We start from the raw sequence: 13,129 nt of genomic DNA on the forward strand, positions 1-13,129 counted from the left end.
ATCCCTTCACGGGGCCGCGGCACCGCCCACCATGCTCCTCGAAACCCTGATCGCCCTGGCCGCGCTGGCGGGCGCCCTGGCCGTGCGGCCCTGGCGCCTGTTGGGCAGCCGCGCGGTGCCCGGCGAGCCCGGCACGCGCGCCGCCTCGCCCCTGCTCACCCCGCTGCTGGCCACGCTGGTGATGCTGCCCTGGGCATGGGCCCTGCCCACGCTGCACGCCATGCCGCTGCAGCTGCAGTGGTCGGGCGCCTGCCTGGTGGCGCTCCTGCTGGGCTGGCCGCTGGCGGTGCCGGTGTTGCTGGCGGTGGCGGGCATCGCCGGCCTGCTGTCGCCCACGCTCGCCTGGCCCGACGCCCTCGGGCTGGCGGTGTGGAACGGCGTGGTGCCGGCCACCTTCGCGCTGCTCCTCGGCGTGCTGCTGCGGCGGGTCACGGGCACGCGGCTCTTCGTGTACGTGCTGGGCCGGGCGTTTCTGGGGACGGCGCTGTGCCTGTTCGCGGCCAGCACGCTGTCGCAGTGGATGGGGCACACGCTGCCCGGCGTGGGCGCGCACCTGTCGCTGGTGGCGCGCTGGCTCATGGCCTGGGGCGACGCGGTGGTCACGGGCATGCTGTGCGCGGTGTTCGTGGCCTTCAAGCCCGAATGGCTGGCGACCTGGTCCGACGCCCTGTATCTTCAGGCCAAAAAGCCTTGAGGCGCCTGATAAATAAGCGCATGCAGCTATACAAAAAATAGCAAACCGGCAGCACGCGCGGCGCGGTGGAGCACCTCTCCACCGGCAGGTGCAGGAATTGCTTGGCAGCTTCCATCCCTATTCCGCGCTGGAGCTGCCATGTCCCATCCCCATCCCTGTTCCTTCTTTGCCCTGGCCTGGGCGCTGTGCGCCGCGGCCCTGGCCCCGCAGGCGCTGGCCCAGGCCGGCTACCCGGAGCGGCCGGTGAAGGTGATCGTCGCGCTGCCCGCCGGTGGCAGCGCCGACATGATCGCCCGCATGGTCACCCAGAAAATGGCGGCCGACCTGGGCCAGCCCTTCGTGGTGGACAACAAGGCCGGCGCATCGGGCCAGATCGGCACGCCGCTGGTGGCCAAGGCGGCGCCGGACGGCTACACGCTGATGGTGTCGCCCGCATCGTTCCTCACCACCAACAAGAGCATCTTCAAGACGCTGCCGTACGACCCGCAGGCCGACTTCGTGCCCATCACCAAACTGGTGAACCAGCCCATGGTGCTGGTGGTGAAGGACGCGCAGAAGTTTCCCGATGTGGCCGCCGTGCTGGCTGGCGCACGGGCCGCGCCGGGCCGACTGACCTACGCCTCGTCCGGCGACGGCAGCCCGCAGCATCTGGCGGCCCTGATGTTCAGCACCCGCACGGGCGCGCGCATGCTCCACGTGCCCTACAAGGGCGGCGCACCGGCCATCAACGACACGCTGTCCGGCCAGGTGGACATGCTCTTCGCGGTACTGCCCGAGGCCCTGCCGCACATCCAGTCGGGCAAGCTGCACCCGGTGGCCCTGATGGGCCCGAAGCGATCGCCGCTGCTGCCCGGCGTGCCGACGATGGCCGAGAGCGGCGTCGCGCAGGTGGAGCTGTCCGCCTGGGTCGGCCTGCTGGCCCCTGCCGGTACGCCGCAGCCCATCCTCGACAAGCTGCAACGCGCCGCCCACGCGGCACTGGCGGGCGACACGGCCACCAGGCTGGCCGCCAACGGCATGGAAGTGGCACCGGGCACGGGCGAGCAGCTCAAGGACAGCATCGCGCAGGAGATCCGCGTGCATTCCGAACTGGTGAAGGCCGCCGGACTCACCCCCCAGTAGCCCACAAGGCAGACAGACAGGCAGGCAGGGCGACAACGCTGGCGGCTGGGCCCGTGCGGGGGCAGGGATAATCCCCCGCTTTGGCGTACGCCACCTGCCGCCGCCCCGCCCTTGCAGGGCCCCATGTGCAGGCCAGCCGCCGTCCACCCACCTCTTCGCCCGCCCGATTCCCATGAGCGCTCCCACCGCATTCGCCCCCGGCCTCGTCATCCAAGGCATCCAGCCCCCGCTGCGCCTGTCGGACTTCAAACTCATCGCGTTCGACATGGACTCTACGCTGATCAACATCGAATGCGTGGACGAGATCGCCGATGCCGCGGGCCGCAAGGCCGAGGTGGCCGCCATCACGGAAGCCGCCATGCAGGGCCTGATCACCGACTACAAGGAAAGCCTGCGCCAGCGCGTGGCCCTGCTACGGGGCGTGAGCGTGTCGCATCTGGAAAGCGTGTTCACCGAGCGGCTGCGCTTCAACCCCGGCGCGCGCGAGCTGATCGACGCCGCCAAGGCCGCGGGCCTGACCACGCTGCTCGTCTCGGGTGGCTTCACCTTCTTCTCGGACCGCGTGAAGGCCGGCCTGGGCATCGACTTCGCGCGTTCCAACCGGTTGGAAGTGGAAGGCGGCCTGCTCACGGGCCGCATGGTGGACCAGCCCTGGGGCGACATCTGCGATGGCGCCGAGAAGCGCCGCACGCTGCTGGAAGTGGCCTCGCTGATGGGCATTGACCCGTCGCAGGCCATCGCCGTGGGCGACGGCGCCAACGATCTGCCGATGATGGGCGCCGCCGGCCTGTCCGTGGCCTACCACGCCAAGCCCGCCGTGCGTGCGCAGGCCAAGGTGGCCATCAACGAGGGCGGGCTGGATCGGCTGTTGGAAGTGCTGCGCTGATCCGCGGAACGCCACGCGCTATTGAATAGATAGCTACCTGCGCTTTACCCACGAGAGCCAGAGGCACTTTCACATGAATATTGATACCACCCGATCGCCACATAAGAGAGCGACGCGTTATATCAATATGAAAATAAAAACGTCCGACGCACCATTTCAGGGAATTACACTGTGGCCCATGCAGACGGCCTTCCGAGCCGTCGTGCACGCCGCAACCCTCTCCCTGAAAGCCGATCGCCATGTTGAAGAAAACGCTCTCCGCCCTTGCCATCGCCACCCTTGCCTTCAGCGCACAGGCCGCTGATGCCGTCCTGAAGGTGGCCGCCTCGGCCGTGCCGCACGCCGAGATCCTGAACTTCGTGAAGCCCCAGCTCAAGGCCCAGGGCGTGGACCTGCAGGTGCGCGAATTCAGCGACTACATCCAGCCCAACGCGGCGGTGGAAGACAAGCAGCTGGACGCCAACTTCTTCCAGCACCAGCCCTACCTGGACAGCTACAACAAGGACCGCAAGAGCAGCATCGTCGCCGTGCCGGACGGCAAGGTGCATGTGGAGCCCTTTGGCGGCTACTCGAAGAAGATCAAGGCGGTTTCTGCGCTGAAGGACGGCGCCACGGTGACCATCCCCAACGACCCGTCCAACGCCGGACGCGCGCTGATCCTGCTGCAGAAGCAGGGCCTGATCAAGCTGAAGGACCCGAAGAACATCACCGCCACGCCGGTGGACATCGTCAAGAATCCCAAGAAGCTCAAGTTCCGCGAACTGGAGGCCGCGCTGCTGCCCCGCGCGCTGGACGACGTGGACCTGGCGCTGATCAACACCAACTACGCGATCGAAGCCAAGCTCAATCCGACGAAGGACGCGCTGTTCATCGAATCGGCCGATTCGCCCTACGCCAACTTCATCGCCGCCCGCAAGGACCGCGCGAATGATCCCAGCATCCAGAAGCTCGTGAAGGCCCTGCACACGCCGGAAGTGAAGAAGTTCATCCAGGACAAGTACCAGGGCGCGATCGTTCCCGCGTTCTGACCGCGGGGGGCCGCAAGGCCGGCCTCTGGACCACCACCGAAAGCGCTGCCATGGCAGCGCTTTTTTTCTGCCTGAAGCAGGCCTGGGCGGCCACACCCACCATCCGCTTCCAAAGCGCCGGTCGCTGCCATGCAGCGTGCAGCGCCCATGTCGATGGGTTCGCGACGGCTTAGAGCGATGGCACCGACGCCGTAGTCTGCGCCGGCGTGGCGGACGGCGGTGCCGCCGGGGTCTGGGCAGGCGTCAGGGCCGGCTGCGCGGCACGGGTCTGCGCCGGCGTCTGCGCGGTGGGGGCCGCGCGCGTCTGTGCCGGGGCCTGGGCGGCGGGCACGTCGGGCGACTGTGCCGGGCACAGGGCCGGCGCCGGGTCGGCCGTCTGCGCCGGCGTCTGCGCGGCCAAGGGCGCAGGCCCGGCAGAGCCGGCAGGCGCCGGTTCCAAGGTGGCGGGCGCGCCGGGCCGCAGCCCCGGTACGGAAGCCGGCGAATAGAGGCCCTGGGCCGCGGCCAGCACGCCCGTCAGGGCCATGCTGCCCGCCAAAACGCAGCGAACCATCGATTGCATGGAGAGCTCCTGGTTGAGAGGCCCCCAGTGTGGCCAGTGCGCCATGCGGCGCGCGTCAGCCGGATTCGCCGGAGCGGCGTCCCGTGCTCAGGCAGCGCCGCGGTCCGCGCTCAATCCCACAGGCTGCGGCCCACCCACCACGCCAGCACGAACATCATCACGCCGGTGAGGCCGTCCAGCACCCGCCACGCCGTGGGGTTGGCGAACACGCCCTTCAGCTTGCGGCCGGCCAGGGCCAGCAGCAGGAACCACATCAGGCTGGCGGATGCCGCCCCGACCACGAAGACCCATTTGAGGCCGCCGTCCTGCCGAGCGCCGATGGAGCCGATCAGCACGACGGTGTCCAGGTACACGTGGGGGTTGAGCAAGGTGATGACCGCCAGCGCGCTCAGCACCCCGATCACGCCACGCTCGGCCCGGCTGCCCTCCGCATCCAGGCCGCCGCCGGTAGCGAACCACGCCCGGTGCCAGGCGAACACGCCGTAGGCAAACAGGAACAGCGCGCCGCCCAGGCTGAGGTAGTGCGCCAGCGTGGGCGAGCTGCCCAGCAACCGCGCCATGCCCGCCACGCCCAGGGCCACCAGCAGTGCGTCGCTCACCACGCACCAGACCACGCAGGCCCGCACATGCCGCCCCGCCACGGCCTGGCGCAGCACATAGAGGTTCTGTGCGCCGATGGAGACGAGCAGCGAAAGGCAGACGGTGAAGCCCGCCAGCCAGGACGAGGAAACGGCAGCCGAAGAAAAGGAAGAGGTCCACATGCAGCCGATTCTGGGTAGACGCACAATTTAAGTAAACTTAAATCATCTAACCCATATTAAGCAACGCTACATGCTCGACTACGCCGGACTGGAAGCCCTCGCGGCCGTGGTGCGCGAGGGCAGCTTCGAACGCGCGGCACGCAAGCTGCACGTGACGCCCTCGGCCATCTCGCAGCGCGTGAAGCAGCTGGAGGAGCGGGTCGGCCAGGTGTTGGTGCAGCGCGGCACGCCCTGCACGGGCACCGAGGCCGGGCGCCGCCTGTGCCTGCACGTGGAGCAGGTCGCGCTGCTGGAGAACCAGCTGCGCCGGGCCAATCCCGACCTCATGCCCGACACGCAGGCGCCCGCCCCCACCGTCAAGCTGGCCGTCAACGACGACTCGCTGTCCACCTGGTTCATGGACGCCATGTCCAGCTTCACGGCCGGCGGCAACGAGCTGCTGGACGTGCGCATCGACGACCAGGAACACACGGCGCAGCGCCTGCGCGAAGGCGAGGTGATCGCCGCCGTCACCGCCACGGGCACGCCCATCGCCGGCTGCAACACCTGGCCGCTGGGCACCATGCGCTATGTGGCCGCGGCCAGTCCGGAGTTCGTGGCGCAGCACTTCGCCGCCGGCGTCTCGGGCGACGCGCTCGCCACCGCGCCCCTGATGGCCTATGGCCGCAAGGACCGGCTGCAGGACCAGTGGATGCACCAGCAGGGCCTGGCCTCGCGCCGGCACCCGCCCAAGCACTACCTGCCCAGCAACTACGCCTACGTGCGCGCCTGCGAGGAAGGCATGGGCTGGGGCATGCACCCGACCATCCTCATCCGCGAACAGCTGGACAGCGGCGTTCTGGTGGAGTTCGCTCCGGGAACCGCCATGCCCGTGCCCATGTACTGGGCCCATCCGCGCACCGCACAGGCCGGGCTGGAGCGGCTCACGCAGTGCGTGATGGCCGCGGCGCAGGACTGGCTGGACGTGGACTGAGCCGGCGCGCGTCCTACATGGCTCGGGGAAGGCCGCAGAAGGCCGCAGCCCGGTTCAGGCCGGCTGGGGCAGGCCCGGCACCCAGCGGATCTTGCGCGATGGCGTAACGGCAGCCCCGCGCGGCGGCACCAGATCCGCCAACGTCAAGCCGTCGAGCACCGCCAGATAGGCGGCGGTGGCCTGGTGCAGCACGCCCTTGAGGTGGCAGCGGCCGTCGAGCCGGCACAGGTTGGTCTCGCCGTTGAAGCATTCCACCATGTCGAAATCGGTCTCGGTGGTGCGCACCAAGGCGCCCAGATTGATCTCCTGCGGCGCCATCAGCAACCGCATGCCGCCGCCCCGCCCGCGCATGGTTTCCAGCAGGCCGCGGGCCGACAGTTCCTGGACGATCTTGGTCAGGTGGCTGCGCGAGATGCCATGCTGCTCGGCAATCTCGGTGATGGTCACGGGCTGCTCGCGCCCCTGCGTCGCCGCGCAGTACATGAGCACGCGCAGCGTGTAGTCGGTCCATTGGGTCAGCCGCATCGGTTTGCCTTGGGTCAGGATAAATATGCAGAACGCGTGCATTTTATTGAATAAAATATTCACACCAAATGAATCTTTAAGGACCGCCATGAACGCCCGGCTTCCCTCCTCCGCATCTGCCATTGATGCCCGCCAGCCCATCGGCCAGATCGCCGTGCAGTTGCCCGGCGCCACCGCCGTCTTTCGCCGCCACAAGCTCGACTTCTGCTGCGGCGGCCACGTGAGCCTGCAGCAGGCGGCCGCAGACAAGGGCCTGGACATGGAGGCCCTGCTGGCCGAGCTGTCGGCTCTGCAGCACCCGGCCGAGGCGCCCGCCATCGGAGACCCTGCCCAGCTGATCGGCCACCTGCTCCAGCGCTACCACGCCGTCCACCGCGAACAGCTGCCCGAGCTGATCCGCATGGCGCGCCGCGTAGAGGCCGTGCACCGCGGCCATCCCGACGTGCCGGCCGGGCTGGCCGATCTGCTCGAGGACATCCACGACGAACTGCTCTCGCACATGCACAAGGAAGAGGCCATCCTGTTCCCGGCCCTGCAGGCGGGCGGCAATCCCTTCGTGGACCAGCCCATCCAGGTGATGCGCAGGGAGCACACCACCCACGGCGAAGCACTGGAGCAGCTGGCAGCCCTCACACACGACGCCACGCCTCCCCAGGGCGCCTGCAACACGTGGCGTGCCCTGTACACCGGGATCGGCCAGTTCAGCGACGACCTGGTGCAGCACATCCATCTGGAGAACAACCTGCTGTTTCCGCAGTTCGAGGCGGCATCCGCAACGACCGCACCCGCTCAGGGCTGTGGATCGGGATCGGGCTGCGGTTGCCAGTAAGGCGCCCGGCGCGCGGACGGCCGCCAGGGCGCCGCCGCTCAGCGCGGGCGCCGGGCCGCTGCCGCCCGCAGCGGCGCCAGCAGGTCCGACAGGCCGTTGTGGTCGATCTCGTGCATCAGCGCCAGCAGGCGGCCGATGTCGCCGGGCGGAAAGCCTTCGCGGGCGAACCAGTTCAGGTAGTTGCCGGGCAGGTCGGCGATCAGCGTGCCCTGGTGCTTGCCGAAGGGCATTTCCACGGTCAGCAGGCGCTGCAGTTGCTGCGGGTCCATGGCCTCAGCCGCCCGCGCGCTTGACGGTGTGGCCCAGCTTCTTCAGCGCGTCCATCACGCGCTCCACGTGGTCGCCCTGCACTTCGATCACGCCGTCCTTCACCGTGCCCCCGGTGCCGCAGGCGGCCTTGAGCTGCTTGCCCAGCGCCACCAGCTCCAGCTCGGCCAGCAGCACGCCGCGCACCACGGTGACGGCCTTGCCGCCACGGCCCTTGGTCTCGCGGGAGACGCGCACGATGCCGTCGCCCTGCGGCACGGCCTGCGCAGCGCGGCAGGTGCACTGGCCGACCGGCTGCCGACAGCCGGGGCACATGCGCCCGGCGTCGGTGGAATAGACCAGGCCGCCCAGATCGCTCAGGCGCATGCCGGCCTCCGCAAAGGCAGAGCGGCCTGGAAGCCCACAGGGGCGCAAGGGAAGGAGCGAGACAGCGACACGGCGATGGCGGGAAGAGGACGACGCGCCATTATCCCGTGCACCCGGCACGCGCCCGCGCCACTGCCGCACAATCGCGGACTGCATTCCTTCTTGCGCACCGCGCCGCCTCCATGCCCTTTTCCGCCCTCGGCCTCTCCCCTGCCCTTGTCCACGCTGCCGGCCAGATGGGCTTTTCCGCGCCCACGCCCATCCAGGCCGAGGCCATTCCCGCCGTGCTGCGCGGGGCCGACGTGCTGGGCTGCGCGCAGACCGGATCGGGCAAGACGGCCGCCTTCGGCCTGCCGTTGCTGCAGGCCGTGCTGCCCGCGGCCACCGCCGCAGCGCCGGGCCAGGGTCCGCGGCGCGTACAGGCGCTGGTGCTGGCGCCCACGCGCGAACTGGCGGCCCAGGTGGGCGAGGTGCTGCGCGGCCTGGCCGCCGCATTGCAGCCGCAGCGGCTGAAGATCGCGGTGGCCTTCGGCGGCGTGTCGATCAACCCGCAGATGATGGCGCTGCGCGGCGGCGCCGACGTGGTGGTGGCCACGCCCGGCCGCCTGCTGGACTTGGTGGCGCACAACGCCGTGGACCTGTCGGCCGTGCAGATGCTGGTGCTGGACGAGGCCGACCGCCTGCTCGACCTGGGCTTTGCCGACGAGTTGCAGCGCGTGCTGGCCCTGCTGCCGGCGCGGCGCCAGAACCTGCTGTTCTCGGCCACGTTCCCCCAAGGTGTGGCCGCTTTGGCCGAAGGCCTGCTGCGCGACCCCGTGCGCATCGCCGTGCCCGATGCGCCCGAAACGGCCCCGGACATCCTGCAGCGCGCCATCGCCGTGGACGCACGGCGCCGCACGCAGCTGCTGCGCCATCTGGTGCAGCAGGAAGGCTGGTCGCGCGTGCTGGTGTTCGTGGCCACGCAGTACGCGGCCGAGCATGTGGCCGAAAAGCTCTACCAGGCAGGCATCTACGCATCGCCCTTCCACGGCGGGCTGAGCCAGGGCGCGCGCACGCAGGTGCTGCAGGAGTTCAAGGACGAGCGCTGGCAGGTGGTGGTGACCACCGATCTGGCGGCACGCGGGTTGGACATCGCGCAATTGCCGGCGGTGGTGCAGTACGACCTGCCCCGCGCGCCGGCCGATTACGTGCACCGCATCGGGCGCACGGGCCGCGCGGGCGAACGCGGTCTGGCGGTGAGCTTCGTCACGGCCGAGACGCGCGCGCACTTCGAGCACATCGCCAAGCGCCAGGGCCTGCAGTTGCCGCTGGAAGAGGTGGCGGGCTTCGAGCCCCAGGATGTGCCGCCCCCGCCCGTGGGCAACCAGCCGCCGGGCACGGGCGGCATCAAGGGCAAACGGCCGAGCAAGAAGGACAAGCTGCGGGCTGCCGCTGCCGCGGCCCAGGCGGCCGAGGGCGGCGGTTCGCCCTCCAATCCCTCCACACCGGCCAGCGGCCCGTCGACGGCGGATTGACGGGGCCGCCGCCGCGCGCGGGCCCGGCAGGCGCAGCGGGGCGCTCTGAAGGACTGCGGGCGTACCTGCCCGCGAGGACCGGGACTACCGGCGACCCGCGCCGGCCAACGGCTCAGTCGCCGTCGCCGCCACCGTCCGAGCCATCGGCGCCATCCGATGCGTCGTCCACCCCATCGGCACCGCTGCCCTGCCCACCGGCAGGCCGCTCGCTGCGCAGCGCGGGCCGCGCCAGGATCTCGACGTAGAACTGCGCGGCGCCACTGCCTGCCGCCTCGTCGATGCGGGATTTGATGTCCTCGACCGCCACGGGCTGGGCGTCGGCCTGCGAGGCGCCGAAGCGACAGTCGAAGGCCCAGGTATCGAAGCCGGCAGGCGGTGCGCGGCGGCGTTCGCGGCGCAGGTAGCGGTGGATGTCGTGGCGCGCGGCGTCCAGGAGCCGGTCCCGCTGCTTGCCTTCGAGGTTCAGCTGAAAAGTTTTTCTCATGGGTGATCGTACCGCCGATCCAGCAACCACCGGGCGGCCCGCCGGAATGCGGCCCTGGTTCGAAATAGTGGGGTCAAAATGGCCTGCAGCGCCCTACGGACAAGCGCAACCAGCTATCAATAGAAGAGCATCAGGCCGCCAGCCTACTTGCCCACCAGCTCGTTGAGCTTGCGGGCCTCGAACTGGCCTTCGAGCGCCGCGTCACCAGGCACGCAGTCGCGCGCCTGCTGCGAGGTGGCGGAGAGCTTCTCGATCGCCTGCCACAGCAGCGTGATCTGGTGCTCCTGCGACGAGGCGTTGTCGATCAGCCCGCGCATGGCCTGCGACAGCGGATCGTCTTCCTGCGTGATGCCGTAGGCCGTGAACGGTCGCGCCTGCTGGGGTTCCGTCACGTCGGCGCTCTGCCCCTGCCTGGACGGGATGATGCGCGCCGGAATGCCCACCGCCGTGGCGCCGGCGGGCACGGGCTTGATGACCACGGCGTTGCTGCCGATCTTGGCGCCGTCGCCCACCTCGAAGCCGCCCAGCACCTTGGCGCCGGCGCTTACCACCACGTCCTTGCCCAGCGTGGGATGGCGCTTGGCGCCCTTGTACAGCGAGGTGCCGCCCAGCGTGACGCCCTGGTAGATGGTGCAGCCGTCGCCGATCTCGGCCGTCTCGCCCACCACCACGCCCATGGCGTGGTCGAAGAACACGCGCTCGCCGATCTTGGCGCCCGGGTGGATCTCGATGCCCGTGAGCCAGCGCGAGAAGTGCGAGATGAAGCGGCCCAGCCACTTCAGGCCGTGGCCCCAGCACCAGTGGGCCGGGCGGTGCAGCCAGATCGCATGCAGGCCCGGATAGCAGGTGACGACCTCCCAGGTGCTGCGGGCAGCCGGGTCGCGGTCGAGGATGCACTGGATGTCGGATCGCAGGCGGGCAAGCATGGGGCGGGTGGTGATGTCTACGGAAAAAGAGCCGAGCAGTCTATCGCCTGCCGGCGCGGCGCGCTTTGCGCGGGTGGCGAAGGCCTGCCTGCGGGGCGGCCACTGCGGCGCGGGCGAAGCGAGCGGCGGCGGGTGTCGGCGAACGCAGGCGGCGCCGCCGGCAGCGTCACGGTCCGGAAGCCGGCGCCTCGGCCTGCGGCTGCGCAGGGGCGGCGGCACCGGGCCGGCCGTGCGCCGCTTCGGTCATGGCCTTGGCCACGCCGCGCAGGATGTGGATCTCTTCGGGCATCAGCTGGGCGCGGTTGAACAGCTGGTTCAGGCGCGGCATGAGCTTCTTGGGTGCGGCCGGGTCGAGAAAGCCGATGTCCACCAGCGCGCGCTCCCAGTGCGACAGCATGCCCGCCACCTGGGCTGCATCGGCGCGCACGGGCGCCAGCGGCGCAGCGTCTGCCGGGGCCGCATCGGCCGCCGCGAAGCCACCGAGTGCCATGCGCCATTCATAGGCCACGACCTGGATCGCCGCGCCCAGGTTCAGCGAGCCGAAGCCGGGGTTGGTGGGAATCGACAGCGCCACGTGGCATCGGTAGACGTCCTCGTTGGCCATGCCGAAGCGCTCGGAGCCGAACAGAAACGCCACGCCGGCCTCGGCGCCAGTGGCCGCGCCTTCGGGCGTCTGGACCGCACCGTCTGCCGGGGGCTGTCCCGCCTGCGTGGCCTGCGCAGCCTGCGCGGCACGTTGCGGGCCCATGAGCCACTCGAAATGCGCACGCGGGGCCCGTGTGGGCGGGCCGAAATCGCGCGGCGTCATCGCCGTGGCGCACAGGTGGCTCATGCCATCGAGCGCTTCGTCCAGCGTGGCGACGATGCGCGCGTTCTCCAGCACGTCCAGGGCGCCGCTGGCGCGCTGGATGGTCTCCTCGCGCCGCAGCACATTGGCCCAGCGCGGCGCCACCAGCACCAGGTCGTCGAAGCCCATGGTCTTCATGGCCCGCGCGGCGGCGCCCACGTTGCCGGCATGGCTGGTCTGGATCAGGATGAAGCGGGTTTTCATGGCGGGCAACGGTGCGGAGCGAACCCGCGATTGTCGCCGCAAGCCGTCACCGCTCGGCAGGCGCCGGTGGCCGATGTGCCAGGGCCGACAGCCGCCGACCGGGGCGCCCGGCAGACCGCCGCCTGCGCGTTCCGGCCGGCGCGGGTAAAATCCCGCCTTTCGCGCCCGCATCGCCGGGCGCCTTCCTGCCCGCCGCGGGCCCCGCTCCTTCATCACAATCCACATGTCGTCCTCCAATCTGCATCCCATGCTCAACGTGGCCATCAAGGCCGCACGCGCCGCCGGCGCCATCATCAACCGCGCTGCGCTGGACGTGGAATCCGTGCGGATCTCGCAAAAGCAGATCAACGACTTTGTGACCGAAGTGGACCATGCCAGCGAGCAGGCCATCATCGAAACGCTGCTGACGGCCTACCCCGGCCACGGCATCCTGGCCGAGGAATCGGGCAACGAATACGGCGCCAAGGATTCGGAGTTCGTCTGGATCATCGACCCGCTGGACGGCACCACCAACTTCATCCACGGCTTCCCCGTGTACTGCGTGAGCATCGCCCTGGCCGTGCGCGGCAAGGTCGAGCAGGCCGTGGTGTACGACCCCACCCGCAACGACCTGTTCACCGCCACCAAGGGCCGCGGCGCCTACCTGAACGAGCGCCGCATCCGCGTGTCCAAGCGCACCCAGCTGCGCGAAAGCCTGATCTCCACGGGCTTCCCGTTCCGCCCGGGCGACAACTTCAAGAACTACCTGAACATCATGGCCGACGTGATGCAGCGCACGGCCGGCCTGCGCCGCCCCGGCGCCGCCGCGCTCGACCTGGCCTACGTGGCCGCCGGCTTCACCGAAGGCTTCTTCGAAACCGGCCTGTCGATCTGGGACGTGGCCGCCGGCTCGCTGCTGGTGACCGAAGCCGGTGGCCTGGTGGGCAACTTCACGGGCGAGGCCGACTTCATGGAGCAGCGCGAATGCCTGGCCGGCACGCCGCGCATCTACGGCCAGCTGGTGCCCGTCCTGTCCAAGTACAGCAAGTTCGCCAGCGCCGGCGACAAGGCGGCCGTGCGGCAGGCTGCGGACAACCTCGACGTGCCGGTCTCCGGTGCCGCGGCAGCGCCGGCAGCTGAATAAAAAAGAGAGCAGCTTGCG

General features: G+C 69.9%; 16 protein-coding genes. 8 read left to right on the top strand and 8 right to left on the bottom strand.

What is annotated here, in order from left to right:
- The first annotated feature begins 31 nt into the window (after window positions 1-31).
- The 4 genes from QE399_RS18885 (at window position 32) to QE399_RS18900 (ending at window position 3,730) form a co-directional block, all read left to right on the top strand.
- Window positions 32-694: a hypothetical protein gene (locus tag QE399_RS18885; RefSeq protein WP_309831196.1), complete on the top strand. Its 663-nt coding sequence runs from the start codon at window positions 32-34 to the stop codon at window positions 692-694.
- Window positions 695-832: 138 nt separating this feature from the next.
- A complete protein-coding gene (locus QE399_RS18890; RefSeq protein WP_309831198.1) occupies window positions 833-1,816 on the top strand; it encodes a Bug family tripartite tricarboxylate transporter substrate binding protein in 984 nt (327 codons plus the stop codon).
- A gap of 172 nt (window positions 1,817-1,988) precedes the next feature.
- Complete coding sequence (serB, locus tag QE399_RS18895; RefSeq protein ID WP_309831200.1) at window positions 1,989-2,702, top strand: phosphoserine phosphatase SerB; 714 nt, start codon at window positions 1,989-1,991, stop codon at window positions 2,700-2,702.
- A 239-nt stretch (window positions 2,703-2,941) separates the two neighbouring features.
- Window positions 2,942-3,730 carry a MetQ/NlpA family ABC transporter substrate-binding protein gene (locus QE399_RS18900; protein ID WP_309831202.1) on the top strand — a complete coding sequence of 263 codons (789 nt, stop codon included), beginning with the start codon at window positions 2,942-2,944 and terminating at the stop codon, window positions 3,728-3,730.
- Window positions 3,731-3,899: 169 nt separating this feature from the next.
- Here QE399_RS18900 and QE399_RS18905 read toward each other — a convergent pair whose 3' ends face one another.
- Window positions 3,900-4,292 (bottom strand): hypothetical protein, encoded by a 393-nt coding sequence (locus QE399_RS18905; RefSeq protein WP_309831204.1) that lies wholly within the window; start codon window positions 4,290-4,292, stop codon window positions 3,900-3,902.
- Window positions 4,293-4,402: 110 nt separating this feature from the next.
- Window positions 4,403-5,053 carry a LysE/ArgO family amino acid transporter gene (locus QE399_RS18910; protein WP_309831206.1) on the bottom strand — a complete coding sequence of 217 codons (651 nt, stop codon included), beginning with the start codon at window positions 5,051-5,053 and terminating at the stop codon, window positions 4,403-4,405.
- A gap of 70 nt (window positions 5,054-5,123) precedes the next feature.
- Between QE399_RS18910 and QE399_RS18915 the strand changes: the two genes are divergently transcribed.
- Window positions 5,124-6,026, top strand: coding sequence for an HTH-type transcriptional regulator ArgP (locus QE399_RS18915; RefSeq protein WP_309831208.1), 903 nt, complete (start codon window positions 5,124-5,126; stop codon window positions 6,024-6,026).
- A gap of 54 nt (window positions 6,027-6,080) precedes the next feature.
- Here QE399_RS18915 and QE399_RS18920 read toward each other — a convergent pair whose 3' ends face one another.
- Complete coding sequence (locus tag QE399_RS18920) at window positions 6,081-6,551, bottom strand: RrF2 family transcriptional regulator (RefSeq protein WP_309831210.1); 471 nt, start codon at window positions 6,549-6,551, stop codon at window positions 6,081-6,083.
- 88 nt (window positions 6,552-6,639) lie between these two features.
- Here QE399_RS18920 and ytfE point away from each other — a divergent pair, with 88 nt between their 5' ends.
- Window positions 6,640-7,380 (top strand): iron-sulfur cluster repair protein YtfE, encoded by a 741-nt coding sequence (ytfE, locus tag QE399_RS18925; RefSeq protein ID WP_309831211.1) that lies wholly within the window; start codon window positions 6,640-6,642, stop codon window positions 7,378-7,380.
- Window positions 7,381-7,418: 38 nt separating this feature from the next.
- Here the strand turns inward: ytfE and QE399_RS18930 are convergent, their stop codons facing one another.
- Together QE399_RS18930 and QE399_RS18935 are read right to left on the bottom strand one after the other, a co-directional pair.
- On the bottom strand, window positions 7,419-7,649 hold the full coding sequence (locus tag QE399_RS18930) for a DUF3820 family protein (RefSeq protein WP_309831212.1): 231 nt from the start codon (window positions 7,647-7,649) through the stop codon (window positions 7,419-7,421).
- A 4-nt stretch (window positions 7,650-7,653) separates the two neighbouring features.
- Window positions 7,654-8,013 carry a translation initiation factor Sui1 gene (locus tag QE399_RS18935; RefSeq protein WP_309831213.1) on the bottom strand — a complete coding sequence of 120 codons (360 nt, stop codon included), beginning with the start codon at window positions 8,011-8,013 and terminating at the stop codon, window positions 7,654-7,656.
- 182 nt (window positions 8,014-8,195) lie between these two features.
- On the opposite strand from QE399_RS18935, the gene QE399_RS18940 reads away from it, so the two are divergent.
- A complete protein-coding gene (locus tag QE399_RS18940) occupies window positions 8,196-9,527 on the top strand; it encodes a DEAD/DEAH box helicase (RefSeq protein WP_309831215.1) in 1,332 nt (443 codons plus the stop codon).
- Window positions 9,528-9,639: 112 nt separating this feature from the next.
- On the opposite strand, the gene QE399_RS18945 is transcribed toward QE399_RS18940, so the two are convergent.
- The 3 genes from QE399_RS18945 to QE399_RS18955 form a co-directional block, all read right to left on the bottom strand.
- Window positions 9,640-10,011 (bottom strand): DUF6172 family protein, encoded by a 372-nt coding sequence (locus QE399_RS18945; RefSeq protein WP_309831217.1) that lies wholly within the window; start codon window positions 10,009-10,011, stop codon window positions 9,640-9,642.
- A gap of 143 nt (window positions 10,012-10,154) precedes the next feature.
- On the bottom strand, window positions 10,155-10,937 hold the full coding sequence (cysE, locus tag QE399_RS18950) for a serine O-acetyltransferase (protein WP_309831219.1): 783 nt from the start codon (window positions 10,935-10,937) through the stop codon (window positions 10,155-10,157).
- Between the two features lie 166 nt (window positions 10,938-11,103).
- Entirely contained in the window at window positions 11,104-11,988 is an 885-nt protein-coding gene (locus tag QE399_RS18955) for an RNA methyltransferase (RefSeq protein ID WP_309831221.1), read from the bottom strand.
- Window positions 11,989-12,211: 223 nt separating this feature from the next.
- Between QE399_RS18955 and QE399_RS18960 the strand changes: the two genes are divergently transcribed.
- Window positions 12,212-13,111, top strand: coding sequence for an inositol monophosphatase family protein (locus tag QE399_RS18960; RefSeq protein WP_309831223.1), 900 nt, complete (start codon window positions 12,212-12,214; stop codon window positions 13,109-13,111).
- Window positions 13,112-13,129: the final 18 nt, after the last annotated feature.

Origin of the sequence: Paracidovorax wautersii, assembly GCF_031453675.1 — a bacterium.
In the GTDB taxonomy this organism is placed as follows: domain Bacteria; phylum Pseudomonadota; class Gammaproteobacteria; order Burkholderiales; family Burkholderiaceae_C; genus Paracidovorax.